32 protein-coding genes and 1 riboswitch are annotated in these 26,285 nt (G+C 54.7%); of the genes, 16 read left to right on the top strand and 16 right to left on the bottom strand.

All coding sequences use genetic code 11. The annotated features are described in order from the left end of the window. Positions 1-69: 69 nt before the first annotated feature. The 6 genes from xerC to NP590_RS16030 all read right to left on the bottom strand — a co-directional run bounded on the left by xerC (position 70) and on the right by NP590_RS16030 (position 4,582). Entirely contained in the window at positions 70-972 is a 903-nt protein-coding gene (xerC, locus tag NP590_RS16055; RefSeq protein WP_256603634.1) for a tyrosine recombinase XerC, read from the bottom strand. A gap of 2 nt (positions 973-974) precedes the next feature. Further along, positions 975-1,664, bottom strand: a complete 690-nt coding sequence (locus NP590_RS16050; RefSeq protein ID WP_256603633.1) for a DUF484 family protein — start codon at positions 1,662-1,664, stop codon at positions 975-977. After that, positions 1,661-2,488 (bottom strand): diaminopimelate epimerase, encoded by an 828-nt coding sequence (gene dapF, locus NP590_RS16045; RefSeq protein WP_305888708.1) that lies wholly within the window; start codon positions 2,486-2,488, stop codon positions 1,661-1,663. The genes NP590_RS16050 and dapF overlap by 4 nt, the downstream gene beginning before the upstream one ends. A gap of 5 nt (positions 2,489-2,493) precedes the next feature. Next, positions 2,494-3,744, bottom strand: coding sequence for a diaminopimelate decarboxylase (gene lysA, locus NP590_RS16040; RefSeq protein ID WP_256603632.1), 1,251 nt, complete (start codon positions 3,742-3,744; stop codon positions 2,494-2,496). A 2-nt stretch (positions 3,745-3,746) separates the two neighbouring features. Continuing rightward, entirely contained in the window at positions 3,747-3,884 is a 138-nt protein-coding gene (lptM, locus tag NP590_RS16035) for an LPS translocon maturation chaperone LptM (protein WP_256603638.1), read from the bottom strand. A gap of 173 nt (positions 3,885-4,057) precedes the next feature. After that, positions 4,058-4,582, bottom strand: a complete 525-nt coding sequence (locus NP590_RS16030) for a septal ring lytic transglycosylase RlpA family protein (RefSeq protein WP_256603637.1) — start codon at positions 4,580-4,582, stop codon at positions 4,058-4,060. 219 nt (positions 4,583-4,801) lie between these two features. On the opposite strand from NP590_RS16030, the gene NP590_RS16025 reads away from it, so the two are divergent. Both NP590_RS16025 and NP590_RS16020 read left to right on the top strand, forming a co-directional pair. Next, positions 4,802-6,103 carry an NAD(P)/FAD-dependent oxidoreductase gene (locus NP590_RS16025; protein ID WP_256603631.1) on the top strand — a complete coding sequence of 434 codons (1,302 nt, stop codon included), beginning with the start codon at positions 4,802-4,804 and terminating at the stop codon, positions 6,101-6,103. A gap of 25 nt (positions 6,104-6,128) precedes the next feature. Beyond that, positions 6,129-6,650, top strand: coding sequence for a YcxB family protein (locus NP590_RS16020; RefSeq protein WP_256603630.1), 522 nt, complete (start codon positions 6,129-6,131; stop codon positions 6,648-6,650). On the opposite strand, the gene NP590_RS16015 is transcribed toward NP590_RS16020, so the two are convergent. Beyond that, the gene (locus NP590_RS16015) at positions 6,642-6,824 is read right to left on the bottom strand and encodes a hypothetical protein (RefSeq protein ID WP_256603629.1); all 183 of its coding nucleotides are present in this window, start codon (positions 6,822-6,824) and stop codon (positions 6,642-6,644) included. The two genes, NP590_RS16020 and NP590_RS16015, sit on opposite strands and share 9 nt — an antisense overlap. 123 nt (positions 6,825-6,947) lie before the next feature. On the opposite strand from NP590_RS16015, the gene NP590_RS16010 reads away from it, so the two are divergent. Continuing rightward, a complete protein-coding gene (locus NP590_RS16010; protein WP_256603628.1) occupies positions 6,948-7,496 on the top strand; it encodes a FlgO family outer membrane protein in 549 nt (182 codons plus the stop codon). Between the two features lie 246 nt (positions 7,497-7,742). Continuing rightward, positions 7,743-8,669: a TIGR03790 family protein gene (locus NP590_RS16005; protein WP_256603627.1), complete on the top strand. Its 927-nt coding sequence runs from the start codon at positions 7,743-7,745 to the stop codon at positions 8,667-8,669. A gap of 49 nt (positions 8,670-8,718) precedes the next feature. Here NP590_RS16005 and NP590_RS16000 read toward each other — a convergent pair whose 3' ends face one another. The 3 genes from NP590_RS16000 to NP590_RS15990 form a co-directional block, all read right to left on the bottom strand. After that, positions 8,719-9,063: a hypothetical protein gene (locus tag NP590_RS16000; protein WP_371927312.1), complete on the bottom strand. Its 345-nt coding sequence runs from the start codon at positions 9,061-9,063 to the stop codon at positions 8,719-8,721. A 94-nt stretch (positions 9,064-9,157) separates the two neighbouring features. Then, positions 9,158-9,562, bottom strand: a complete 405-nt coding sequence (locus tag NP590_RS15995; RefSeq protein ID WP_256603636.1) for an RDD family protein — start codon at positions 9,560-9,562, stop codon at positions 9,158-9,160. A 75-nt stretch (positions 9,563-9,637) separates the two neighbouring features. Beyond that, on the bottom strand, positions 9,638-9,817 hold the full coding sequence (locus NP590_RS15990) for a hypothetical protein (protein WP_256603624.1): 180 nt from the start codon (positions 9,815-9,817) through the stop codon (positions 9,638-9,640). 225 nt (positions 9,818-10,042) lie between these two features. On the opposite strand from NP590_RS15990, the gene pcnB reads away from it, so the two are divergent. From pcnB to panD, 5 genes are all read left to right on the top strand, one after another. Beyond that, entirely contained in the window at positions 10,043-11,437 is a 1,395-nt protein-coding gene (gene pcnB / locus NP590_RS15985; protein ID WP_371927313.1) for a polynucleotide adenylyltransferase PcnB, read from the top strand. Further along, a complete protein-coding gene (gene folK, locus NP590_RS15980; protein ID WP_256603623.1) occupies positions 11,434-11,934 on the top strand; it encodes a 2-amino-4-hydroxy-6-hydroxymethyldihydropteridine diphosphokinase in 501 nt (166 codons plus the stop codon). Before pcnB ends, folK begins: the two co-directional genes overlap by 4 nt. Continuing rightward, positions 11,934-12,743: a 3-methyl-2-oxobutanoate hydroxymethyltransferase gene (gene panB / locus NP590_RS15975; RefSeq protein WP_256603622.1), complete on the top strand. Its 810-nt coding sequence runs from the start codon at positions 11,934-11,936 to the stop codon at positions 12,741-12,743. Before folK ends, panB begins: the two co-directional genes overlap by 1 nt. Before the next feature lie 4 nt (positions 12,744-12,747). Beyond that, positions 12,748-13,590, top strand: coding sequence for a pantoate--beta-alanine ligase (gene panC, locus NP590_RS15970; RefSeq protein ID WP_256603621.1), 843 nt, complete (start codon positions 12,748-12,750; stop codon positions 13,588-13,590). Positions 13,591-13,697: 107 nt separating this feature from the next. Further along, on the top strand, positions 13,698-14,078 hold the full coding sequence (gene panD, locus NP590_RS15965; protein WP_256603620.1) for an aspartate 1-decarboxylase: 381 nt from the start codon (positions 13,698-13,700) through the stop codon (positions 14,076-14,078). Between the two features lie 45 nt (positions 14,079-14,123). Here the strand turns inward: panD and fliW are convergent, their stop codons facing one another. Beyond that, on the bottom strand, positions 14,124-14,582 hold the full coding sequence (gene fliW, locus NP590_RS15960; protein ID WP_256603619.1) for a flagellar assembly protein FliW: 459 nt from the start codon (positions 14,580-14,582) through the stop codon (positions 14,124-14,126). A 150-nt stretch (positions 14,583-14,732) separates the two neighbouring features. Then, positions 14,733-14,960: riboswitch (cobalamin riboswitch) on the top strand. A gap of 109 nt (positions 14,961-15,069) precedes the next feature. Here fliW and NP590_RS15955 point away from each other — a divergent pair. From NP590_RS15955 to cobD, 4 genes are read left to right on the top strand one after another with little or no spacing between them, the layout of a single operon-like run. Next, the gene (locus tag NP590_RS15955) at positions 15,070-16,920 is read left to right on the top strand and encodes a TonB-dependent receptor domain-containing protein (protein ID WP_256603618.1); all 1,851 of its coding nucleotides are present in this window, start codon (positions 15,070-15,072) and stop codon (positions 16,918-16,920) included. A gap of 16 nt (positions 16,921-16,936) precedes the next feature. Beyond that, on the top strand, positions 16,937-17,503 hold the full coding sequence (locus NP590_RS15950; protein WP_256603617.1) for a hypothetical protein: 567 nt from the start codon (positions 16,937-16,939) through the stop codon (positions 17,501-17,503). A gap of 42 nt (positions 17,504-17,545) precedes the next feature. Continuing rightward, entirely contained in the window at positions 17,546-18,463 is a 918-nt protein-coding gene (gene cbiB / locus NP590_RS15945) for an adenosylcobinamide-phosphate synthase CbiB (protein WP_256603616.1), read from the top strand. Next, on the top strand, positions 18,456-19,484 hold the full coding sequence (gene cobD, locus NP590_RS15940; protein ID WP_256603615.1) for a threonine-phosphate decarboxylase CobD: 1,029 nt from the start codon (positions 18,456-18,458) through the stop codon (positions 19,482-19,484). The genes cbiB and cobD overlap by 8 nt, the downstream gene beginning before the upstream one ends. A 20-nt stretch (positions 19,485-19,504) precedes the next feature. Here the strand turns inward: cobD and NP590_RS15935 are convergent, their stop codons facing one another. The 5 genes from NP590_RS15935 to NP590_RS15915 form a co-directional block, all read right to left on the bottom strand. Continuing rightward, positions 19,505-19,882: a rhodanese-like domain-containing protein gene (locus NP590_RS15935; RefSeq protein WP_256603614.1), complete on the bottom strand. Its 378-nt coding sequence runs from the start codon at positions 19,880-19,882 to the stop codon at positions 19,505-19,507. A 49-nt stretch (positions 19,883-19,931) separates the two neighbouring features. Next, on the bottom strand, positions 19,932-21,044 hold the full coding sequence (locus NP590_RS15930) for an acyl-CoA dehydrogenase family protein (RefSeq protein ID WP_256603613.1): 1,113 nt from the start codon (positions 21,042-21,044) through the stop codon (positions 19,932-19,934). Positions 21,045-21,164: 120 nt separating this feature from the next. Continuing rightward, positions 21,165-21,659 (bottom strand): DNA polymerase III subunit chi, encoded by a 495-nt coding sequence (locus tag NP590_RS15925; protein ID WP_256603612.1) that lies wholly within the window; start codon positions 21,657-21,659, stop codon positions 21,165-21,167. Continuing rightward, positions 21,617-21,766 (bottom strand): GDCCVxC domain-containing (seleno)protein, encoded by a 150-nt coding sequence (locus NP590_RS15920; protein ID WP_504222748.1) that lies wholly within the window; start codon positions 21,764-21,766, stop codon positions 21,617-21,619. The genes NP590_RS15925 and NP590_RS15920 overlap by 43 nt, the downstream gene beginning before the upstream one ends. Before the next feature lie 59 nt (positions 21,767-21,825). Further along, positions 21,826-23,307 (bottom strand): leucyl aminopeptidase, encoded by a 1,482-nt coding sequence (locus tag NP590_RS15915; protein ID WP_256603610.1) that lies wholly within the window; start codon positions 23,305-23,307, stop codon positions 21,826-21,828. A 150-nt stretch (positions 23,308-23,457) separates the two neighbouring features. On the opposite strand from NP590_RS15915, the gene lptF reads away from it, so the two are divergent. From lptF to NP590_RS15900, 3 genes are all read left to right on the top strand, one after another. Next, positions 23,458-24,594: an LPS export ABC transporter permease LptF gene (lptF, locus tag NP590_RS15910; RefSeq protein ID WP_256603609.1), complete on the top strand. Its 1,137-nt coding sequence runs from the start codon at positions 23,458-23,460 to the stop codon at positions 24,592-24,594. Continuing rightward, positions 24,591-25,658, top strand: a complete 1,068-nt coding sequence (gene lptG / locus NP590_RS15905) for an LPS export ABC transporter permease LptG (RefSeq protein WP_256603608.1) — start codon at positions 24,591-24,593, stop codon at positions 25,656-25,658. The genes lptF and lptG overlap by 4 nt, the downstream gene beginning before the upstream one ends. 66 nt (positions 25,659-25,724) lie before the next feature. Next, the gene (locus NP590_RS15900; RefSeq protein ID WP_256603607.1) at positions 25,725-26,036 is read left to right on the top strand and encodes a hypothetical protein; all 312 of its coding nucleotides are present in this window, start codon (positions 25,725-25,727) and stop codon (positions 26,034-26,036) included. Positions 26,037-26,285 lie beyond the last annotated feature (249 nt).

The raw sequence follows: 26,285 nt of genomic DNA, 5'->3' as shown, positions 1-26,285 counted from the left end.
CACATCGTACAGCAAACCCCGCCCTCGCACGTCCTTCCCTTTGATTTATAAGACTTATATCCAGGAATTTCATTCGCGCTTTGAGCGTCTGGCCCTGGGATGAGCCTTGTCGTACACATCAGACAAATGTTGAAAATCTAAATGCGTATAGATCTGGGTTGTGCTGACATCGGCATGTCCAAGCAATTCCTGCACCGCCCGTATATCTTGACTCGATTCCAGCAAATGGCTGGCAAACGAATGTCGCAACATATGCGGATGAATGCGCTCGGATAAACCGTTTTTGCGACACCATCTATCCAAGCGCTGTTGAATGCCGCGCTGACCCAGTCTCGCGCCGCGCGCCGAAACAAATAATGCTGGAGAAGCACACTCCGGGCGACAAGCCAACCACAGTTGAATTGCCTTTATGGCTTTCGAGCCAACCGGAACTTGCCGCTGCTTACCTCCCTTGCCATGCCTAATCCTTAAATAGCCATCCGACAGACTGAGGTCGGCAACATCCAACATGGCCAACTCGCTCAATCTGAGCCCCGAGGAGTAAAACAGCTCAAACATCGCCAAGTCACGGATTTCCAAAACCGAGTCCGTCCCGGCGTTTAGCATGCCAGCCACCTGATCGACATCCAGGGTTTTGGGCAGTTTCTTGCCGACTTTTGGCGCCCGCACAGCCAGCGCGGGATTTTGCTCTACAAGTTGTTTTTTTAACAGAAACCCGAAAAAGCTGCGGATTGCCGCCAACTCGCGCCGTATCGACTTGGCCGCTATTCCCGATTTATGCCTGTCGGCGACATACAGCCTGATATCGGCATTCTGCAAAAACCGCCATTCGCTCAACCTACTATCAGAACAAAATTTTTGCAATCTTGCCAAATCGCGGCCGTAATTAGCCACGGTATGACAGGAAGCCCACTTCTCTCCGCGCATATATTCCAAAAACATATCCACCGCTTGCCGAGCTTCACCGTTCATATCTATTCCGTGTTTTGCAACAAAGAAATCAAACGCGTGCCGACAATTTCACCCATCTGAGTCAGAAACACACTCCCCATACTGTAATGAAACCGCCCCTCGTCCCGACTGCCTATTGCCAACAACCCGTCCAACCGGGTAAACAACATTGGGATAATTGCGCAAGACCTTGCTTCGGCGGCGGCATCGCCAAACAAAAACTGGGCCTGAGCCAATGTCGGCCTCCCGCATTTGGGCTGGTGATTCGACAATTCCCCGGCAAAATGCACCAGCCCCGCATCTCCCGGGGAGACAAACAAATTATTCAAGGGAGAATCCAGATTGTGCTTAATGATTTTGACCGCCACGAAGTCGGTCAAAAAGCTTTCCGCCAACACTTCGTTCAAATTTGCAATAGCATCTTGCAACGTGGATGCTTCCAACATTGCCAAGGTCAACTCATGCATACGCTTAAATGCCGCATCATTTTCGCGCGCTATATCGATCAGCGCCGTAAGCTGATTTTCCTGCTCCTGATGCTTGGTTCTAAACAACTCGAGTTGCTTGGCAATCAACGAGATCGCATTTCCGCTGGGATGCGGAATCAACATTTGCTCCAGCAACCCCAAATGATTTTTAAAAAAATCCGGGTGTTGCTGTAAATAGCTAGCAACCTGTTGCTCGCTTAACGGCTCTTGCTGTTGAACATTCATATCCGTATCCGACCTTCGTAAACCGATACCGCCGGCCCACTCATAAAGACAGGCTGCCCGCGACCGGCCCACTCAATCCGCAACTCGCCACCGGGCAACCCAACAATAACACTGTTCTCGAGCAAGCCCTGCTCAATGCCTACAACCACGGCCGCGCACGCCCCACTGCCGCAAGCCAGGGTCTCCGCGGCGCCTCGCTCATAAACCCTCAATCCGATGCGCTGCCGATCTATAATTTGCATAAAGCCGACATTGACTCTTTGCGGAAACAGGCCATGCCGTTCCAACCGAGCACCCACCGTCTCCACGGGCGCATTCGCAACATCATCCACCATAATCACGGCATGGGGATTGCCCATGGATACCGCCCCAAAATGGATAACAGCGCCATCCAACTCCACTGGATAAAGCAAGGCTTCGGCATCGAATGACAAGGGAATCTGCGCGGGCGCATGTTTTGGCACCCCCATATTCACGGTTATCAAACCATCGTCCATAAAGCGCAATAACAGTTGCCCGGCATCGGTATCAACCGTTACCCTATCTTTATCGGTGAGATTCTTATCCCTTACAAAACGGGCAAAGCAACGCGCACCATTACCGCATTGCGCCACCTCTCCGCCGTCCGCGTTAAAAATCCGGTATTTAAAATCCGCATTTGCGCTAACCGGCCTTTCAATCAAAAGCAATTGATCGCACCCCACCCCAAAGTGACGATCAGCAATGAAGCGGATTTGTTCCGCCGACAAGTGAATGGCTTGATTGATGGCATCGATCACCACAAAGTCGTTTCCAAGCCCATGCATTTTAGTGAAATGGATCATCATAATCAGCTCGGCAACAGCGCCTCGCCCGCCCATAGCTGCTCGAAACTCTCTCTTTCCCTGATTAAATGAACCTGCTCGCCATCCACCATCACTTCGGCCGGGCGCGGGCGCGAATTGTAATTCGAGCTCATCGTAAACCCGTAAGCGCCGGCGGATCGAATAGCCAGCAAATCGCCCGGCATGAGCTTCAACTCCCGATTCTTACCCAGGAAATCGCCGGTTTCGCAGACCGGCCCGACAATATCCCAGTTTAGCGACTCCGTTCGACTGTCCTTATGCGCCGGAATGATATCCTGCCAAGCGCCGTACAATGCCGGCCGCACCAGATCGTTCATCGCCGCATCGACGATCGCAAAATTCTTGTCCGCCGTCGGTTTGAGGTATTCCACTTTAGTCAATAAAATACCGGCATTGCCGACAATGGCCCGCCCCGGCTCTAGCATAATTTCATACTGCCGGCCGGCCAACTTCTCCATCAGTGCCGCCACATAATCAGCAGGCAAGGGCGGCTGTTCATCACGATAACAAATCCCCAAGCCGCCACCCAAGTCCAGGTGATGCAGACTTATCCCTTCCGATTGCAATTGATCAACCAAGGCCAACACCCTGTCCATGGCAGCCAAAAACGGCGACGTTTCCGTCAATTGCGAACCGATATGGCAATCGACGCCGACTATTTTGATATTCGCCATTTGCGCGGCGCGACGGTATTCGTGGATGGCGGACCGTATATCGATACCGAATTTATTTTCCTTGAGGCCGGTGGATATATAAGGATGCGTTTTGGCATCAACATCCGGATTAACCCGAAAGGAAACCGGCGCGACCACGCCCAGTTCGCCCGCCACGCGATTGATTCTGTCCAGCTCACCACTGACTTCGACATTAAAGCACCGTATGCCTGCTTGCAAAGCCGCCCGAATTTCGTCTTCGCGCTTGCCGACACCGGAAAAAACTATTTTTTCCGGTGTCCCGCCAGCGGCCAACACCCGCCGTAATTCTCCGACCGAAACGATATCGAAACCCGATCCCAATCGAGCCAATAGATTCAGAATAGCCAGATTGGAATTGGCTTTCACGGCATAGCAAATCAGATGCGGATAGCCATCGAATGCATTATCAAACGCCCGCCAATGGCGCTCTAGGGTAGCACGGGAATAGACGTAGCAAGGCGTGCCGAATTCCGCGGCAATATCTGCGACAGCAGTGTCTTCGGCAAACAACTTGGCTTGCCGATAATTAAAAAAATCCATGTTTATTGTTCTTCGGCGGGAGATGTCTTAGGTACGTAAACGGGAGGAGGACTATCGGGCAAGTATAGAGGGCCGGTCTGCCCGCATGCCTGAGCAAGCAATCCCAACAAAACCAGAAAAAATAGTGCATTAACTTTCATAGCTACGGCAATCATCCAAAACGCGGAAAACTCCGCAATGAAGGTGTGAAAATATAGCACAGACCGGACATTAAAAGCATGATCAAGCATCGCGCATCGGAAAGGCGCGGCCCATCAGTCGCTTATAACCAGCGTCCTTTTAGAATTCGGAAATGGAGCGGAATTTTCCGCGATCACGAACCAGCGGCCGACTGATCCATATACTCCACCTCTACTTCCGCCAACCCTTTAACACCCAATTTTTTTGCGGCCGCGTGCGATAAATCAATCAATCTGGCATCATGAAAAGGCCCGCGATCATTGACCGTCACGGCGATGGAGCGGCCGTTTCGCAGATTGGTCACTTTTACCCTGCACGGCAAGGGCAGGGTTCTGTGCGCGGCGGTCAACTGATTCGGATTGAACCGACTACCCATGGCTGTCAGGCGCCCGGACTCAGCCCCATACCAAGACGCAACGCCGCGCATACGATATCCTGTCGCCGACAACAGCGGATAGTAGGTTTTACCCTTGACGACGTAGGGCTTGTTATAAGATGCCTGCTTATCGTAATCGGGAACTTCCGCCCGCTCCGGGCTTGGCGGCAAGGGCGGCTCTGAAGCACACCCGGCGATCAAAATTACCAGCACCGTTTGGGAAATAAACCGGCCGAATGGGCGGGCAAACCGCCGCCAATACCGCTCAACGCTTGCAAACATTCCCGCCATAGACTTACTCCCGTAGATTTGGATTAATTGTTTTTTCAGTCAATTCCTTTTCAATGTGCCAAGCCAGCCTTAACGATCCATTAACACGAAACGCTCAAACTCGGCCAGGCCTTACACGATTGGTTATAATGCGCCACAACGGAAATCAATACATAACAAGGAACATCTTTTGCGCGCACCCAGCGCCATTCATATGAGGGGAGACACACGATGGCTGACGACTTGCATAAAATCCTGATTATCGGCGGAGGCGCGGCCGGTCTGGAGTTGGCCACCAGTTTAGGTCAACAGCTGGGCAAACCGGGACTGGCGGAAGTCACCCTGCTGGATGCCGCTTCAACCCATATTTGGAAACCCTTGCTGCATGAAGTGGCTTCCGGCACCCTGGCGGAGGCAGAGGAAATCGAATACATGGCCCAGGCTCACCGCAATCACTTCCGTTTCCTGTTCGGACGGATGGAAGGATTAAATCGGGAAGCCAAGGAAATCATCGTCAGCCCCATCACCAATAAACAGGGCGTCGAATTGATTCCGGCCCGCCGCTTCAAATACGATACGCTAGTGATGGCGGTCGGTAGCGTCAGCAACACCTTCGGCATCAAGGGCGTCGATAAATATTGCCGTTTTATCGATACCACCAAGGAAGCCTTCCGGTTTCAAAAACAACTGGTCGAAACCTATTACATCCAGTCCTACGCCAACCAGAATCGCCAGCGCGACAAGCCGCTGTCGATCGTGATCATCGGCGCCGGGGCCACCGGCGTGGAATTGTCCGCCGAGTTGCACGAAGTCACCAAACTGCTGGCAACCTACGGACTGGAAGGCTCGATAGGCGTCAACATCACCATCATCGAAGCCGCCACCCAACTATTGCCGGCCCTACCGCCCAGGCTGTCGCAAGCCACCCAGGAACAATTGATCAAGCTGGGCATTCAACTAAAACTGGGACGCAAGGTAACCGAAATCACCGAAACAGCCGTACATACCTACGATGGCGAAGTATTCGACGCCGATCTGAAAGTGTGGGCGGCTGGCATCAAGGCACCGGATTGGATGAAAAACCTAGATGGCCTGGAAACCAACCACATCAACCAGTTGGTGGTCGATCAGACCCTGAAAACCAGCGACGACAATATTTTCGCCATCGGTGACTGTGCCGCCTGCGCTTGGATAGGCCACGGAGGCAACGTGCCGCCGCGCGCCCAATCCGCGCACCAAATGGCTTCGACGCTGGCAAAAACCATCGCCAACCGCCTGAAAGGCAAGCCGGCGCTGCCGTTTGTTTATCGCGATTACGGGTCGCTGGTTTCGCTAGGCAAATTCAGTACGGTCGGCTCGTTGATGGGCAGTTTGATGGGCACGGTAAGCGTGGGCGGCTTCATCGCTTATGTCGTGTATTTATCCTTGTACAAAATGCACCAAGTCGCCATCCACGGCTATTTTCGCACCGCGATGCTGACGCTGTCTAACCTGTTCAGACGCAGCACTCATGCCAAAATCAAAATGCACTGACCTTAAACCCCTACGAGACATCTGAATGTTAGAAATCGAATACGAATTCCGCGAGAAAGACCTGGTCCACTTCAACGAGTTAAGGCTGGCCAACGATCCGGCAATGCAGAAAAAAATCCGCCAGAATCGCCTGCTGGTTCCCGGCGTCATGCTGGTATTTGGCCTGTTTTATTATGTCTACTATGTCGACATGATGACCACAGCCTATATCACGTTGCTGGCGATGGGCTGGGGCGTCGCCTCGCCCTTCATCATGAAAATCGACCTGCGCCGGCAATTTTTCAACAAATATACCGAGGCAGAAAAAAAAGCCATGTTCGGCATCCATCAGCTAAAGATAGAGCCCGAATATTTGCTGGAAAAATCCCCCGGCGGCAAGCATAAAACCCCCTGGGCCGAAATGCTTAGAGTAGAACGGCATAAAGAATACGTGTATATCTACGTCGATATCAACGCCGCGATAGTAATCCCGCGCGAGACTGTTAAAAACGGCGATTTGAAAGCCTTCGCCAAGCAAGTGGAAAGCATGATAGACCGTTTAGGTTAAGAGCCCGTCGCGCCGCTGAATATACAAGCGGCAGGCATTCACGCAATCCGCCTTGGTTTTGAAGGGCCCGCCGATTTTGTCCACGGTATAAAACCACCAGCCCAGTTCATTCACATAATAACGGTCTTGCGGCTTGAATAACGGCTTGTCGGGTGTTCGAGGTTTATGAGGCATATTTTATTCACCTATCCTTAACGGCCAAGGGCAGCCGGGCTTTGCTCTGCTACACTACAAACAGCATTGACTATTCGGCTACTTTAAGCACTAAATATCCATACTTATAACAGGAGAGGCCTCATGAACAAAAAACCAATGATTGTTTCGGCGCTATTGGCGTTAACCCTACTCAGTGGCTGCAGCTCATATTACCGCCATAGCGAAGTCAAGGACGACGATCTGGTAGAGGTCAGCCACAAAGCGGTCGAACGATTGTTGCAGAACCTGAAACAACCTCTACCCAGAGGCAATCTGGTGGTGATCAATTCGCTGGTCAATGTCGGCGACCTGGGGCAAACCATGCCATTCGGCCGCATCGTCTCCGATCAACTCTCCTCCGCCATGCATCAGAACGGTTACCGGGTCATGGGCATGGAATTGCCGACCGAAATTTTCAATAAAAACGAAGTGGGCATCCTGGAACTCCCTGAAAAAACCAAGGAAGCCCTCAACAATGTACATGCCAACGCCTTGGTCATAGGCACCTACGCCGCCGGACGCAAAAATGTTTACGTTTCCCTGCGCGTAGTGGAAATAGCCACGCAAAACATCATCTCGAGCACCGATTATTCCATACCCATGGGCCCGGACGCCAAAGCCATGGCTTTGCCGCCCGAATCCAAGCATTAACATCCAAGGCGAGTGAATACTCCAAGCGTCATTCACTCGCCCTTATCCATCTAACCCCAGCAGTCTATTGATCGCCGGCTTGTTTAAATAACCAAGCGCTTTTTTGTCCAGGCTGTAAACATGTTCCCAACTTTCCCGGCCTTCAGAACTTTAGCCGCCTTGCTGTTAGTCGGATGCGGCATTGACTCGGCATCGGCACAGCTCCCAGCGCTTCTCAACCCCAACACCGCCCTTGAGGCCAGGGACTTGGCAGTCATTGTCAATGACAGCGACCCCTTGAGCCGGGAAATCGCCGAATACTATAGGCAAAAGCGCCAGATACCCGCCGAGCAGGTGATTCACGTCCGCTTTGCGGCGCACCATGCTTTCTTTAGTCAAAGCGAGTTCCGTAAAATCAAGCAGCAAGTGGACCGACAAACACCCAAGCACGTGCAGGCCTTCGCGCTGACGTGGTTGCAACCGTTTCGGGTCGAATGCATGTCGATTACCACTGCCTTTGCCGCCGACTTCGATGCGTCATTTTGCGCCAGCGGCTGCAAGACCACCCGAAACAGCCCTTATTTCGCTTCCGAAGCCGCAAAACCTTACGATCAATATCGCTGGCGTCCCACCATGGTCGTGGCAGCGGAGAATTTCGCTCAAGCCAAAGCCTTGATCGATCGCGGCGTGGCGGCGGACTTCAGCCATCCGCAAGGCGCGGCTTATCTGCTGAAAACCTCCGATCAAGCGCGCAGTTCACGCGCCGCGGCCTTTCCGGATATCGCCGAAAAATTCGGTCCCTTTTTGCAAGTTCATTATCTGAAACAAGACTACATTGCCGGCCGCGATGACGTAATGTTTTATTTTACCGGCCTGAAAACAGTACCTAACATCGGTAATAACCGTTATTTACCCGGCGCCGTGGCCGACCACTTGACCTCTGCAGGCGGCGTGATGTCGGGCAGCAATCAAATGAATATCATGGAGTGGCTGAAAGTCGGCGTTACCGGCAGCTACGGAGCGGTGGTGGAACCCTGCAACTTTCCCGCGAAATTTCCGAATCCGGGCATACTGATGTACCACTATCTGCGGGGCAGCTCCTTAATTGAAGCCTATTGGAAGAGTGTTGCCCAACCGGGGCAAGGGATTTTTGTCGGCGAACCGCTGGCCAAACCGTTTGCCTACTCCAACTAAAGCACCAGACCCGACAAGCGGCTCGCCACCGCCTGTCGGACATCGAAATTTACTTGCGCGTCAAAAAGAAATACAGAAACTTACATTTCAAAGTCATCTCATTTCCTTCCATTTCCACCACCGCGCAATCTTCATATTTTTCCCGGCCGGGCGTGGTTTGTTTTTTTATCACGCCATCGGCCACGCTATATTTGATCGGAATATTCATTTCGCCGATACCGCTACGGGCATCCTCGCCGGTGGTAACCAAAGTGCCGTCCTTTTGAAATTCCCAAGTCACGTGCAAGGGCTTCTTTTCCCGGTCCAGGGCCAGGGCTTCGGCCGTAACGACCCATTTTCCCAAAAGTTTGGAATTATCTTCGAGTTTGATTTCGGCATTGGCGGAAAAAGCCACAAGCGCTGCACAAAGGGATAGGAATGTTGTTATTGTTTTCATGGAATTCTCCCGACCGAGCGAAAAGATGGATTGAGCCGAAAATATAGCATATTCAATTTTGCCTCCCGCTTTTTTCTGTCTGGACTAAAACCAAGCGGGTATTCGACAATCGATCATGCCAACAGCACCGGCTTTTATCGAAAACACACCAAAAAAAACCCAGCCCCACACAGCCCCAAGACAATATGGCGGCCGCGAAACGCAAGCTGACCTCTTTCCAGCCCACCGCGCCGCCGTCCAAAGCGACCAGTTTGATTTTCCAAGCCCGAAGTCCCAGTGTTTGTCCGCCGTGAGTCCAAAACCAGCCATAAAAAGCATAGCTGACCGCAACCAGGTAAATCGGAAAAAAATATTGCTCGGACGAGAATGCCTGGCCCGAATTGAAGGGAAGGATGAGAGCGGTGGCAAAAAACCACACCGCCAGCAACAGCAGGGCGTCATAAATTACCGCCCCCATGCGACGCAAAAAACCCACCGCCAAATCGGCTTCGGCGGTGGGTTTTTTGGCCTTTTTGGTTTCGAAAGCCGGCAATTACTTGCGGAACAATTCGAGTTTTTGCCCCATATACATGCTCATAGCTACCAGCGCGCCCACCATCAACAGCGAAAACAAAAACGGCGGCCTATGGAACAACAGTATGGCAAAATCAGCTACAAACAAACTGGTAAACAAAGGCTGGTCAACAAAGCCGATCAAAATTTTCTTAAACATTTCCCCTCGCTCCTAAAATAATTGCCGATCGCACCAAGCAAAACGATGAATCCACTTAATATTCAGCGCCATTGGACAATGGCACAACTAACTTATGGATTCTACTATATTGTCATGCGATGTAAAAGACAACGCCGGATTGAGCAGTCATCTTGCGCGGTGTTATCATAAAGCAACAAACAGCCTGACTTTGCGGCACATGCGCATAACAAACAGGGATTAAACATTATTCACAGGGTTATTGTCATTTTTAAATTCTTCAAAAAAATTTTTTCGGCGAGTGATTCGCACGTTAGCGAAGTTGGTCCGGGCCTGGAAAGCCAAGCAAGAATCTATACCCGTTCGGAACATTGTATTTCCCGCGCCCAAATCAGCGAAAACGCTTTAAAAGTGTTGCAACGCCTGAAAAAAGCCGACTATGAAGCCTATTTGGTGGGTGGCTGCGTCAGGGATTTATTGCTGGGCCGCGAACCCAAGGATTTCGATGTTGCCACCAACGCCAGCCCCGAACAAGTCAAGCAGGTGTTCAGAAATTGCCGCATCATCGGTCGCCGTTTCCGGCTGGCGCATGTGTTCTTCGGCCGCGAAATCATCGAAGTCGCCACTTTTCGCGGCTCCGAGCCGGAAGAATCCGACCAACACGTGATACATGAGGACGGCCGCCTGCTGCGCGACAACGTATTTGGCACCCTGGAAGAAGATGTGTGGCGCCGCGACTTTACCGTCAATGCCTTGTATTACAACATCCGCGATTTTTCCGTGGTCGATTATACCGGCGGCATGCAGGATCATGCCAATGCAGTCCTGCGCCTGATCGGCGACCCCAACATGCGCTACCGGGAGGACCCGGTCAGAATGTTGAGAGCCATACGCTTTGCCGTCAAACTGGGTTTTACGCTGCATCCCCAGACCGAACAACCGATTTACACCCAGGCGGAGCTACTGAAAAGCATTCCCGCCGCCCGGCTTTACGACGAAGTATTGAAGCTGTTCCTATCCGGCTATGGCGTACAAACCTTTGAAATGCTTAGACACTATGGCCTGTTCGCCATGTTGTTTCCCGCCACCGACAAATGTCTGGAGACCCAAGACCATGAGTTTCCGCGCCTGTTCTTGATCAGAGCGCTGGAAAATTCGGATTCGCGTTTTGCGGACGGTAAAAGCCTGACACCCTATTTTTTACTGGCCGCCCTGTTGTGGGAACCCCTGCAATTGGCCGCGAACAAACGTATCGAACAAGGCGAACACGAGACCCTTGCCTACCAGAATGCCGCCAACGAAGTTCTGAGCCGGCAAATCAAAATCACCGCCATGCCGCGCCACATCACGCAATCGATGCGGGACGTCTGGTTTCTGCAAGGCAAGTTTTCCAAAACCTTTGGCGCACGGCCCTATCGCTTACTCGAACAACCCAAATTTCGAGCCGCTTACGATTTCCTGCAACTAAGAGCGGAAACCGGCGGTGCCGACCCCGAATTGGTGGACTGGTGGGCGCGGTTCCAACTGGCGGACGAAGAGACCCAGCGCGTCATGACGGCGCCACCCAGGGGCGGAAACCCTAAAACCAGGGGAAAACCGCGCCGCTATCGCGGCCGCAAAAAATCGGGTACTCCACAATGAGCCAGCCGTCCGACCGGCACATAGCCTACATCGGCCTCGGCAGCAATCTTGACGACCCCTTGCAACAAGTCCGCGCCGCCGCGCTGGAAATTGGCGAAATATCCGAAATTTACCACCCCACGCTATCTCCGCTCTACAGCAGCCAGCCGGTGGGCCCACGGGATCAACCCGATTACGTCAATGCGGTGATGCGAATTCAAACCACACTGTCGCCGCCAGCCCTGCTAAGACAATTGCAAGCCATAGAAAACCGGCACGGCCGCGTGCGCTCAACGCGCTGGGGCGCCAGGACCCTGGACCTCGACATTTTGCTCTATGACAACCTTATCCTAGACCAAGCCGACTTGATCGTGCCGCACCCGGAAATGGCGAAGCGGGGCTTTGTGTTATATCCGCTGGCCGATATTGCCCCCGCCGATTTGTGCGTTGCCGGCAAGGGCAGTTTGGCCGACCTGCTGGCTGACTGTCCGGCCGACGGCTTGCGGAGAATTGCTTAATGACACTCTATGCCGACACCGGCAAGACGCTTTCCATCCGCGACCTGCTGACCATGAAACAGGCCGGGGAAAAAATCAGCTGCCTGACCGCCTACGACGCCAGCTTTGCCGCTCTTTTGGATCACGTAGGCATCGAATTGCTATTGGTCGGCGACTCGTTGGGCATGGTCATTCAAGGCCATGGCAGCACCCTGCCGGTCACGATCCAAGACATGGCTTATCACACCCGCTGCGTGACAAGCGCCAGAAGGCGGGCCTTTGTGATAGCCGACATGCCTTTCGCCAGTTATGCCTCCCCGCAACAAGCCTTAACCAATGCCGCCTTGTTGATGCAAACCGGCAACGCGCAAATGGTCAAACTCGAAGGCGCCAAAATCGATGTCATCGAATTCCTGGTCGCACAGGGCATTCCGGTCTGCGGCCATTTAGGCCTGCTGCCCCAATCGGTCAACCGTATCGGTGGTTATAAGGTGCAAGGCCGCGAAGCCGGCCAGGCCCAGCAAATACTGGAGGACGCACTTGTCGTCGAACAGGCCGGCGCCGGCCTGCTGGTACTGGAATGCGTGCCAGCCATGCTGGCCGAGGAAATCAGCCGAAATCTGACGATCCCCGTGATAGGCATCGGCGCCGGCCCGGCCTGCGACGGTCAGGTGCTGGTGCTTTACGACATGTTGAATATTACCGCCGGCAATCGCCCGCGTTTTTCCAAAAACTTCATGGCCGAGGCCGATAGCATAGAAGAGGCGGTCAGACGTTATCACCACGCCGTAAAGACCCGCTTGTTTCCGGCACCCGAACATACGTACTGATTCGATGCGAATAGTCAAGAATATAAAAGACTTGAGATGCGTCATCGGCGAGTGGCGGCAAAACGGACAGAGCATCGCCTTCGTACCCACCATGGGCAATCTGCATGCCGGCCATCTACAGTTGGTCAAAACGGCGCAACTACAGGCGCATCGGGTCGTCGTCAGCATATTCGTCAATCCGGCCCAGTTCGGCCCCAACGAAGACTTTGCCAGTTACCCGCGCACGGAGCAACAGGATGAAGACAAATTGACCGCTTGCGGCGCGGATCTGCTGTTCCTGCCCGACGTAGGGGAAATGTATCCCAATCCCTTGCAAACCAAGGTTTCGGTACAAGGCTTGTCCACCCTGCACTGCGGAGCCAGCCGACCTGGACATTTCGATGGCGTGGCTCTGGTGGTCTGCAAATTATTGAATATGGTGCAACCCGATCTCTTGTTTCTGGGCGAAAAGGATTTCCAGCAACTGGCGGTCATCCGCACCATGGTGGCCGACCTGAACATTCCGGTGACCATTCAAGGCGTGCCGACAGTCAGAGAGGCCGACGGTCTGGCCATGAGTTCGCGCAACGGCTATCTGACCCCCGCCGAGCGGCAACTGGCCCCGCTGCTATATCGGGCATTGTGCGACGCCCGCGCCGAAGCGTTGTCGGATACGGCTGATTTCCCAGCCATCATCGAGCGGCAAAGCCAAGCTCTGCGGAATGCCGGTTTCGAGCTGGATTATTTGCGGATTTGCCGTCGCGCCGACTTGTTGCCGGCCGATAAAAGCGACACGGATTTGGTGATCTTGATCGCCGCCAAGCTAGGCAAAACCCGTCTTATAGACAATATTTACCTTAGCCGCTAACGCCGAAAGCTTAACCGGCCCATGCCCAAGCCAGTTATGCTTAAATTTGATAGCCCGATCCGTTTCGGGCATAATTCTCAATCCCCTAGTCTTTTATGATGTTCACTATGCACATAAACATGCTGAAAGCCAAGTTACACCGGGCGCGTGTAACGCATTCCGAACTCGATTACGAGGGTTCGTGCGCCATCGACGGCAAAATACTCGATTTTTCAGGGATTCGGGAATACGAGCAGATACACATTTACAACATCAACAACGGCCAGCGCTTTACCACCTATGCGATTCGAGCCGAAGACGGCTCCGGGGTGTTTTCCATCAACGGCGCGGCGGCGCGCTTGGCCTGTCCCGGCGACTTGATCATCGTGGCGGCCTTTGCCAGCCTGGATGAAAAGGAATTAAAAAACTATCAACCCACCCTGGTTTATTTTGACGGCAACAACAAAATCAGCCATTCCAGCCACGCCATCCCGGTTCAGGCCGCTTGAGCTCGCGCCAACCGCCGCGCCTGGCGGCGGTTGAGCTTTGTTAAATCAGGCTTCGGACACGTCGATTTCGCTGACTTTTTCAGTCAGCGTAATGCTTTGCTCGATATTCACCAACACCTTCTGCAGGCCTATGCGCTTGCTGCTGTTGATCACCAGGGGCGACTTGATCGAGCCCTTGATGGTAGGTTTACCGGAACTATCCCCTTCTTCCTTGTGTAGCACGATCAACACCACCAGATCGTCGCCACTCTCGGCCTGCAACAATTTTTCCTCATCGTCGTTCAAGACGAAATTGTAATTGATATTGAAATGCGCAGGACTCGCAACGGACAGCGTCAATTCATCGCTATCCACACCTTGCAACCAGAAGACAATCTCGCTGCCCTCCTGATGGAACAGCTTGAAGCGGGTTTGCTCCTCAAAACCGGGAATACCTCTGGGAAAGGTAATGATGGTATCGGGATTGACTTGTTGATCGCCCAGCAGCTTAGATTGAATGTCCATAAATATCGCCCGTGATTGTTATTTTAAGAAGGAATGCTTGATGCAAAGCCAATTTATAGCACGGAACACGGCATTTGCAATCATAATCCCGACGCAGCCGCAAACCCGCAAAACCAATTTATCTTGTCATCCGCCATCTAAGCACTTAGAATTGCCGACCTTCTTTCAGGTGTCCGGATCGAATCATCGATCCGGCTTAAACAGGAAGTCGGTGCCGCGCTTTGTTGAGCAAAGCCGCCATGCCGACGCTGCCCCCGCAACGGTAGATAAGTAAAAGAACCGCGCGAACGCCACTGTGCCCATCGGCATGGGAAGGCCGCGATTCAGGCCGCAAGGCCACTTATAAGCCCGGAGACTGGCCGGAAAGATCATTCGAGACAGCGGTGGGCTGTTGACGAAATGGTCGCAGCCCGTCTTCGCCTTTTTCGTTGGCCGTTTTCACCCTGTCCTTTATTCACCCGCATGCGCGGTGGGCGCAGAGGACAACATGCAAAAAACTTTATTCAGTTGCTGGCTGCTGGCTGGCTCCGGCACAACTATGTCATTACCGGTCAATGCGGCCGGCGCGGACACCAAACTCCCGGAAACCGTGGTCACGGCCACCCGCGCGGATACCGCGCTCAATGAACTGGCGGCCGCAACCACGATATTTACCCGCGACGACATTGAAAGACTACAGGTCAGAACCGTACCGGAACTATTAAACCGCTCAACCGGCATCGATTTAACCCAGAACGGCGGCTACGGCAAAACCTCCAGCGTATTCATGCGGGGTACCAACTCCGATCAAATACTGGTGTTGATCGATGGCATCAAGGTAGGCTCGGTAACCTTGGGCACCACGCCTTTCGAATTCATCCCGCTCGATCAGGTGGAACGCATGGAAATTATCCGCGGCCCGCACTCCAGCCTGTACGGCTCGGAAGCCATCGGCGGCGTCATTCAAATCTTTACCCGCAAGGGCGCCCAAACCAACACGCCCAAAGTCAGCCTGCAAGCCGGCGCCGGCTCGTTCGACACCTTCAACACCTCCGGCAGCGTCAGCGGCAAACTGCGCGATTCCTGGTACAGCCTGTCCGCATCGCACATCAACTCGCAAGGCATCAATGCGCGGCAAGACCGCGACCCCGATCGGGACGGTTATTACAACACCGGCCTGAACGCCCGTATCGGCCATCATTTTGCCAATAACGCCGAGTTGGAAGCTTTTTACCTGCGCGCCGAAGGCCGTACCGATATCGACAGCTTTGAACCCGGCATGCCGAATAAAACCGAATTCGCCAACCAGGTAGTCGGCATCAACGGCGGCATGGACTTCGGCAAAAATTGGCGTTCCTCGCTACGCCTGGGACAAAGCCGGGACGACAATGACAATTTTTATCCGACTTCAAGGTACGACAGCCGTTTTCACAGCACGCGCTGGAATGCCAGCTGGTTGAACGAAATCAAGCTCGGCGACCAGCACGTCCTAACCATGGGCAGCGACTACCGCCTGGACGAAGTCGAAAGTTCCACCACTTACCTGAAATCCCAGCGCTACGATGTCGGCATTTTCGGCCAACTGCATAGCCGGATACTGGACAACCACCATTTGAATGCGTCTCTGCGCTGGGATGAAAATGAGGCCTTCGGCGACTATGTCACGGGCAATTTTGGCTGGCGATATAACTGGAATCAAGGCATCAGCGCTTTTGCCAGCTTCGGCAATGCCTTCAAGGCCCCGACATTGAACGACCTATATTATTCGGATGAATGGGGCAGTCACGGCGATCCCGCCTTAAAACCGGAACAATCCACATCCTTCGAAATCGGCTTATCCGGCCAACAGGATTGGGCCAATTGGGAAGTGCGCGGCTATCACACCAATATCGACAACTTGATTACCTGGCATACCGATCTTAACAGCTATATTTCCGCGCCGATTCAAACCCAGAAAGCGCAGATCGACGGCGTGGAAACCGAACTCGGCACGGAACTGTTCGGCTGGCAAAACAAATTGGGCCTGCAGCTACTGCGCCCGGTCGACAGAACCACCAATCTCAGATTACCCCGACGAGCCGACACCATCATCACCTACGATCTATCGCGCCGCTTTGGCGCCATCGACCTGGGCGGTAACCTATTGGCCCGGGGTAACAGCTACGAAGAGGACTGGCTGGGCAACCGCACCGAGGTGGCCGGTTTTGCCACGGTAGACTTAAGGGCGGCCTATCATGTGAATAAACACTTCACCCTCAGCGCCAAATTGAACAATCTGCTGGATAAACAGTATCAAACCGTCGATACTTACAACAATTTCGGCAGAAATTTCTTTTTCACCATTCATTACAACAACTGATTCCTGGGAGACACTCATGAACTTACCTTCATTCACCGTAAAGCCCGGCGCGGTCGCGCTGATGGCTTTGATGGCCGCCACCCGCTTCCACCATTTCGGCACTCCGTTCGCCCTGCCGGATGCCTCGTTGGCAATCTTTTTCCTGGCCGGACTGTGGCTGGGCGGCCGTTATTTGTTTGCGGGATTGTTGCTGGAAGCCGGCCTGATCGATTATCTGGCCATCACACAGTTGGGCGTCAGCGATTTTTGCGTGTCTCCCGCCTACGTTTTTCTGATCCCCGCGTATGCCGCCATGTGGCTGGGCGGCAGTTGGTGCGGCAAGCAAAGCCTGTCCGCGGTCAGCGCCGTTTATCAATTTGCCGCGCTGGTAGTCGCCACTTCCAGCGCGTTTTTACTGAGCAACGGCAGCTTTTATCTGCTATCCGGCAAAACAGCCAACAGCTGGGATCAATACGCCCACGGTTTTGCTCAATATTATCCCTCCTACCTGAGCGCCACTCTGCTTTATGTAGTGGTTATATTCACCGCCGTGACTCTTATCAAATCATTGCTGGCTGCCAAAAACACCCAACAAACCATCTAAACCCACCGGGGAGGGCTAAATCAGCCCTCCCCGGCGCTATTTATGTCTCTGAGCTTAAGCCTGTTGTCGGCTCTAATCCTGGATTATTGCCTGGGAGAACCCGACAACGCGCGCCATCCCCTGGTCATCTTCGGGCATTACGCCAACCGGCAGGAAGACATCTGGTCAAAACCCCACCTGTCGGCGCCCGCACAAAAAATCCTCGGCAGCCTCGCGCTGCTTTGCGCCTTGTTACCCAGCCTGATCGGCTTGCCGGCACTTTGGCTGCCGCCCGCATTGCAACTCCCATTCGGCATCGGCGTTCTGTATTTCTGTATCGGCGCCAGCAGTCTGCGGCAACATGCCCATGCGGTTTATCAGGCATTGAACGAGCAGGATTTAGCCTTGGCTCGCCGGCGGGTCGGCCTTATCGTCAGCCGAGAAACGGAGCGCATGGATGCCGATGAGGTAAGACGGGCCGCCATAGAATCGGTATTGGAAAACGGCGCCGATGCAGTATTTGCGCCGTTGTTCTGGTTTGTGGTATTGGGCCCTTTCGGTGCCTTGCTGTACCGTTTCGCTAACACCCTGGACGCCATGTGGGGCTATAAGAACCCGCGTTATCTACATTTCGGCTGGGCCGCCGCCCGCTTCGACGACCTCTTGAACTGGTTTCCGGCCCGCCTGACCGCGTTAGGCTATGCCGCCATCGGCAACGGCCGCCAGGCTATTCATGCTTGGCGACATCAAGCGCATTTGCTCGACAGTCCCAATGCCGGACCGGTAATGACGGCTGGCGCCGGCGCCTTGGGTTTAAATCTGGGCGGCCCGGCTTGGTATCACGGCCAGCTGAAACAAAAACCCCGCTTCGGCGGCACACACACACCCGTGGACGCCGACATCGGCCGCGCGACAACGTTGGTCTATCGAACCCTGGGTTTATGGCTGTTACTGATAGCTAGCGGGGAAAGCCTTGCTTGAACATGGCGGCCGCCTGCGCCGGGCCGCCGACCGTTACGGCATCCCCTTGAGCGACTGGCTGGATTTATCCACCGGCATCAACCCCAACGGCTGGCCGGTGCCCGCGATTCCGGCCGCCTGCTGGCGGCGCTTGCCGGAGGAGGACGATAACTTGGTGGCCGCCGCCCGCGCCTATTACCGAAACGACTCGCTGTTGCCGGTGGCCGGCTCGCAGGCCGCCATACAGACGTTGCCACTTTTACGGCCCGCCTGCCGGGTCGGCGTGTTGCGACCGGCCTATGCCGAACACGCCGCCAGCTGGCAAAAGGCCGGCCATCAGCTACGGATAATCGATGCCGATAGCCTGGATAGACAACTGGACCGGCTCGACGTGCTGATCCTGATCAACCCGAACAATCCCACCGGCACGCTTTGGCCGCCGCAACAATTGCTGGACTGGCATGCACGCCTCAACCGGCGCGGCGGCTGGTTGATTGTGGACGAAGCCTTTATCGACGGCATGCCGGCGTACAGCCTGTCGGACCGGCCGGCTCGTCCGGGCCTGATCGTTTTGCGTTCGATAGGCAAGTTTTTCGGCTTGGCCGGCATCCGTTGCGGCTTTGTGCTCGCTGAACAGGGCTTGCTGCTGCGATTGGCGGAATTGCTCGGGCCCTGGACGATCAGCCATCCCGGCCGTTATGTCGCCGCCCTGGCCCTGATGGATACGGAATGGCAACGCTTAACCTATCCGGCCTTAAGCCAACAGAGTCACAGACTGGCGGCACTGTTGACCGAAGCCGGCTGGCCGCCGAGGGGCGGCTGTCATTTATTTCAATGGCTACAAACCGCCGATGCCACCGAAATACATGAGTTGCTGGCCGAGCAAGGCATACTGACCCGCTTGTTCGACACCCCGGCCAGTCTGCGCTTCGGCTTGCCGGGAACCGAAGCGGACTGGCGCAGACTGGCAACAGCGCTGTCACACCCCGCTATTTCCCGGCCGCAAAAAACCGCCGACGCGGCAGTTGGCTCGCCCGTATAGACTAACCGTGACCGGCCGGCTCATTCGAGCTCGAACCCGGCCTGCTTCCAGGCATGCGTGCCGCCATCCAGATTGAACAGATTTTCGTAGCCCAGCGCATGTAGCGAACGGGCCGCCGCGTTACCCATGGGGCCGCCCTCGCAGTAAAGATAAATCGGGGTGTTTTTATCCGCCGGCAACCGGTCTTGATGGGCCTCTATCTGATTATAGGGAATCACAAAATCGGTGCCCTTGATGTGTTTTTGTTCCGGCGTATGCACATCGATCAGCAACACATCCCTGTCTTGCAGGATATTGTGCAATTCGGTTGCCGATATCATGCGCACATAATCGGGCTGTTGAAATTGGCAGCCGGCCGCGACCAAAAACAAAGCCAGGATGGAAAAGTATTTGTTCATGTCTGAAATCCCCCGCGTTTAAGATTTTAAACTGGCCCCGGCGCCTTCCTTATTCCGCCGGACCGCCGTGATAGGCATCGCCCGTACCCAGCAAAGCCGCAATCATATTTTTCTGCACCTCCGAACTACCGGAAAACAGCCGTCCCGCCATGGCGTCCCGCGCCAGTTCGGCCATGACATTGCCCGCCCGTAATCCCGCCGCGCCCATGATCTGCACCGCATCCAGACTGGATTGCAAAAAGGCTTCGGCGGCATACAGCTTGGTTTGCGCGGATGCCAGCGTCAAGCGACGGCCGGCATCCGCCAAACGACCGCACTCGCCCAGCCAAAGTTCTGTGGTATCCAGCCGCAGTTTCATGTCGGCTATACGATGGCCGACGGCCTGATGCCGCCCCAGATGCACGCCGCCCGAACGTCGTTCCCGACTGTAGCGCACCACCTCATCCAACTGCCACTGCATGATGCCGGCAATACCGGCAAACACGAAGGCCCGCTCGTATTCCAGCGCTTTTTGTATCATCTGCGCGCCGGCGCCGACCTTGCCCAGCAACCGGTCGGCACCGATCCGGCAATGGTCCAACAGCACCCCGCCGGTGGCGCTGCCCCGGCAGGCATCCAGGCCGCCTTCGCGACTGAAGCGGCAACCCGGATCCCGCCGCGAGACCAGAAAAGCCGAAATCTTGCCGCCCAGCTTGGCATACACCACCAACCAATCGGCCAGCGGCGCATTGGTGATATAGCGTTTTTCGCCTTGTAACACAAACCCGGCCTCGGCCGTTTCCGCAACCGTCAGCATGGCTTGCGCATCGGAACCGCAAGACGGCTCGGTAATGGCGTGACCGCCCAGCCAGCGGCCGGCAATCAATTCAGGTAACAGTTGCCGCTTTTGCCCGGCGCTGCCGTATAACAACACGGGGAACACGATACCCCACAGATGGGCGTTGATCATCAACAACAAACCCGTATCGCGACAGGCCAGACCCAGCCGGCGATGACTTCGGCACAATTCGGCAAAGCCGTCGCCATGGCCGTCGAACTCCGCCGGCAATGCGTGCCGCAAACCGCCCTGCTCGGCAACCGCGCGAAAACGGGACAGGATTTGATCATCGTCCAGCGCAATGGAATAAGGCGGCAGGTTTGAAAAGTCGGCGGGAATATTCATGGCTTGGCCAGTGGGTATGATTAGCAATCAGCGTAAACGCTGGGCGGAATTAGTTCAATATTTCGCCTATGGCACGCTTTCCCCACAAGTTCGCAAATACAGGGGTGTCGGCTCAAGAAATCAAGCACCCGCCCGCGTCTCGACCCAAACGCCGCCTTCATGCTTATGCGTCAGAATCGGCAGTCCGGCCTCCAGATAATGCTTGTAGCGCTGGCGGCCGGCTTGTTTGCTTTCCTCGCTGTTATCCAGAATTTCCACGATGCGCTCGGTGGGAGCGACGGTGGGCGGGTAATGACGGGACAGGTTGACGATGATGTTTTGCCAGGGTTCCGGAATGGCGTTGCCGCCGATCAGGATAGTATTTTGCTGGGCCGGCAGTCTATCGGTATACAGCTGATGCGGCACGAAGCTGCCGGCCCGGAAGGTCCACAACGTTTTGTCCAGCTCGGCGGCCTGCTGCATGTTATCGGTCAACACGTAGCAAAACCGGCCGCCGCGATAGATTTTTTCTATCAGCCTGCAGGCGAAATCCTGGCGTTCATGCTGGGAGCTGGAAGCCAGCACATAAAAGACTACTTCGGGCACGCTGGGCAACACGCTTGTTGGGGTGGGCATTTAACGCTGCCGTGGGAACAGAATACGCAGCAGTCGCCCGGTTTGGGCCGCAGCAGCGCGTGGCATTGTTCGCATTCGTAGAACCACAGGCAGGCGTCGGTAGGCATGACTTCGATTTTTTTATGTCCGCAGTGCGGACAAGTCAGCTCCGACGCCGTTTCCGGGGTCATGCCGCGCGGTCTATCAAATACTGGATCAACAAGGCTACCGGCCGGCCGGTAGCGCCCTTGCCGGCGCCGGTACGCCAAGCGGTGCCGGCGATGTCGATATGCGCCCAGCGGTATTTTTCGGCGAATTTGGACAAGAACACCGCCGCGGTAATGCTGCCGCCGTCCGGGCCGCCGATGTTGGCCAAATCGGCGAAGTTGGATTTCAGCTGTTCCTGGTATTCCTCCCAAATCGGCATGCGCCAGATCGGGTCGCAGGCGGTCTCGCTGGCGTTCAGCAAATCGTGGCAGAGTTTGTCGTCGTTACCGAACAGGCCGCTGGGCACCCGGCCCAGGGCGACGATGCAGGCACCGGTCAGGGTGGCCATGTCTATGACGACTTCGGGGTCGTATTTCTTGGCGTAGGTCAACGTGTCGCAGAGGATTAAACGGCCTTCGGCGTCGGTGTTCAATACTTCTATGGTTTTGCCGGCCATGCTGGTGACAATATCGCCGGGTTTGTTGGCGTTGCCGTCCGGCAGGTTTTCAGAAGAAGGAATCAGGCCGACGATATTCAACGGCAGGTTCAGCAGGCTGGCGGCGCGCAAGATGCCCAGCACGCTGGCGCCGCCGCACATGTCGTATTTCATTTCGTCCATGCCGGCGCCGGGCTTCAGGGAAATGCCGCCGGCGTCGAAGGTCAAGCCCTTGCCGACCAAGACGATGGGTTTGGCATGGCGGTCGCTGCCCTGGTATTCCAGGCATATCAGTTTGGCCGGCTGACGGCTGCCGCGCGATACCGACAGGAAGGCGCCCATGCCCAGGGCTTCCATGTCGCTTTCTTCCAGGATGTCGCAGGTCAGCTTGTCGTGCTGACCCGCCAATACCAAGGCCTGTTCGGCCAGATAAGTCGGCGTGCAGATATTGCCGGGCAGATCGGCCAACTGTTTGGTCAGGGCCATGCCGTGGGCGATGGCGATACCTTGCGCCAAGCCGGTTTCCGCCGGGGCTTTATGCGCGTCGCCGGCAAGCAGCGTCAAGGTTTGCAACTGGACTTTGTCGTCGCATTGTTTGGTGGAACTGTATTGATACAGGCCGTCGTTCACCACTTCCACAATCTGCCGCGCCAGCCATTGGGCGTCGGCTTGGGCCAGTTCGACGTCCAGCAAGGCCGCGCAGGCGTTTTTGACTTTACTGTCTCGCAAGGCCTTGGCCGCCGCCGCCAGAGCCTTGCGAAACTGCTTGCGGGTCAGTTTGCCGTGTTCGCCGAAACCAACCAGTATCACGCGTTGAATGTTTTCCAACGGCAGGTTGTTGATTAGCAGGGTTTCGGCGTTCTTGCCCTTGATGTCGCCCCTCGCGATCAATTTGCCTATCAGGCCGTCGCACAGGCCGTTCAGGGCGGTAGCGGAAGGGCTGAGTTGTTGATTTTCGTAAATACCGACCAGCAGACAGTCGCTTTGCAGTTTGTCTAAGGTTGCGCTTTCTATAAAATAGTCCATGGCAGTGTCTGTGAATGTCTTAACGTTGAGGGCATCCCTTGCGGGGCATGTTCCACGAATTATACATCACGGCGCTGGCAACATAAGGCCTGGGGCTGGTTTAAATCCGGCGCGAACGGCTATAAGAACTTGGTATGTCGGGAGAATTTTTTGAGTAATGAACGCAGTCTACCCAGCGCCGGCCGGCCGATCAGGTTGTTCACGGTACTGGACAGAATGATCTTTATGGATCTGCTTAAAACCGTGGTCTCGGTATTGGCCGTGCTGGTGGTGATCATCGTCAGCCGCAAATTCATTAAAATTCTGGCCCAGGCCATCGAAGGCAATATCGCCAGCGAGACCGTTCTGGCGCTGCTGGGTTTGAAAATCGTCATCGCCGCGGCGACTTTTTTGCCCGCCGCCCTGTTCATGTCGGTATTGATGGTGCTGGGGCGCATGCACAGGGAACAGGAAATGGCGGCGATTGCCTCCGCCGGCGGCGGCGTATTTACTATATACCGGGCGGTATTCGGTCTGGTGGTGCCCCTGAGTGTGTGCGCGGCCGGCTTGTCGATGTACGCGGCACCGTGGGCGGAAGCACGCAGCGAGCAATTGCTGCATCTGGATGGCGAAAACGCCGATATCCGTAGCATAGCCGCCGGCCGTTTCAGCGAATATAGCAGCGGCGAACTGATTTTTTATACCGAAAATGTCGCTGCCGACGGCAAGATGAGCAAGGTGTTCGTGCAAAACAAACAGGGCGACAAGCTGGGGGTGGTGAACGCCGAGCAGGGACGACTGGAATATTTGCCCGGCGGCCTGTATCTGATTTTGGAACATGGCGAACGGGTACAAGGCATTCCGGGCCGGCGGGATTACACGGTGGAAACCTTTGACGAATATGCGGTGCTGGTGGAGAAAAAAACGGTCGCCTTTGTCCCGCATCTGGAGGCGCTGCCTACCGAAAAACTTTGGCAATCCCAGCGTATCATCGACATTGCCCATATTCAGGACCGGCTCAATGCGCCGATGGGCGTATTGTTGCTGGCTTTTTTGGGGGTGCCGCTGGCCAAGTCTTCGCCGCGCGGCGGCGTTTACGGCAGCGTATTGGTGGCATTCGGGATTTATTTCGCCTACGCCAACTTGCAAAGGGTCAACCACAGTTGGGTGATCAGCGAAATCGTGCCGGTTTGGCTGGGTTATTTTTGGGTGGAAGCCTTGTTATTGATGGTCGGCTTGGGCATGTTGGTGCGTCTGTATAGCTGGAAATGGGTGGTATTGAAATTAACCGGCAAGGTGACGCTGTGAATGTCCTGACCCTGTATATCGTAAGAGAAGTGACCAAGGGGTCCTTGCTGGCCATATTGCTGCTGTTGACGCTGTTCAATCTGTTCACCTTTAGCGACGAGTTAAAGGATTTGGGGCATGGACATTACGGACTGAAGCAGATTTTATGGTATCTGGCCTTGACTTCACCCAGGGTGTTTTTCGATTTGGTGCCGTCGGCGGCATTGCTGGGCAGCCTGTTCGTGGTGGGTGCCATGGCCAACAATCGGGAAATCGTGGCCATGCGGGCCGCCGGCTTGTCGATAGGCTGGATCATTCGCAGCATCATGCTGGCCGGCTTGGTACTGGTGGCAATCGCGGTGGGAGTGGGCGAATTCGTGGCCCCGGCCAGCGAACGCGCCGCGCAAATTTTAAAGACTACCGCGCAAAACAACGGCGTGGTGTTGCGCTCCCAATACGGCATGTGGCTGCGGGAAGGCAACCGCTTCATCAATGTGCGGCAAATCATGGACGACGGCTCCCTGGGCGACATCCGGATTTATGAAATCGACGAACGCCGTAAACTGAGTCAGGTCACGCAGGCCGGGCATGGCCGTTTTTTGGGGAACAAGCTATGGCAATTGAGCGATGTCGAGCAGTCCTTCATGGCGCCCGAGCGCGTCAATGCCGAGAGCAAGGCCGACATGCCTTGGCAATCGAGCATAGATTCGGACTTGTTGAAGGTGGCGGTGGTCAATTCCGATAACTTGTCGCTGTTCGATTTATATAATTACATCAATTTTTTGAAAACCAACAATCAAAAATCTCAGCAGTACGAGTTGGCCTTCTGGAGCCGTTTGATCAATCCGTTGGTGACTTTTGTGATGCTGATGGTGTCGGCGCCTTTCGTAATCGGCATTGGCCGCGGCATCGGTACCGGCGGTCGCATCTTGATGGGTGTGTTGATCGGCATGAGTTTTAATATTCTGGACAGAATCGCCGGCCATATGGGCTTGGTTTACGATATCAACCCGATGTTGATGGCCATGGCGCCCAGTACGCTGGTATTTTGCTTGGCGGTTTTCGCGGTATGGCGGATGAGTTGACGATGTTTGTAAAATATCCGGCCACGCGGGATTTTTATTTGATTTGTTGAAACGAGAGGGCTCACAATGCGGAAAACACGCCGTTTGATCTTAAGTCTCCCCGTCATGGGTCTGACCATTTTATTGAGCGCTTGCGCCAGCGACCCCACGCCGCCGCCCGAACCGGAAAAAATACTGTCCGGCGAGCAAATGCTGCGGGATAGCCAGGGCATAGCGCAGTTGGGCAGCCGTTGGCAGGAAGGCAAGCAACTGGTGGAAAAAGGCCAAGCCATGCAGCGCGATGGCCAGTTACAGATCGACCAAGGCCGCGCGTTGGTGGAAGAAGGCCGGAAGATCATGCTGGAAAGCGAAGAAGGCTACAAAAACATTAAAAAATAAGCCGGGCATGCAAGCAAGCCGCGACGACATCATCCATGTTCGTCGCGCTACAAAAATCATTTTTTCACAGCCTTTTTCGATTGCGAGGGATTAACCAGAGAGATTCTTCAAAAAAGCTCCGATCGGCAGTGGCTATATCAGCGCGGAACAGAACTTTTGCCCGACCGGCATACCTAAGCCAATAGCCGAAAATGCTGGGTTTTCGACAAAATATAAAACCGAAAGTACTTATTCTGGTGACCTCTAAAA

It is taken from the genome of Methylomonas subterranea, assembly GCF_024505185.1.
GTDB classification, from domain to species: Bacteria; Pseudomonadota; Gammaproteobacteria; order Methylococcales; family Methylomonadaceae; genus Methylomonas; species Methylomonas subterranea.
This window is presented reverse-complemented; position numbering and strand designations above follow the sequence as displayed.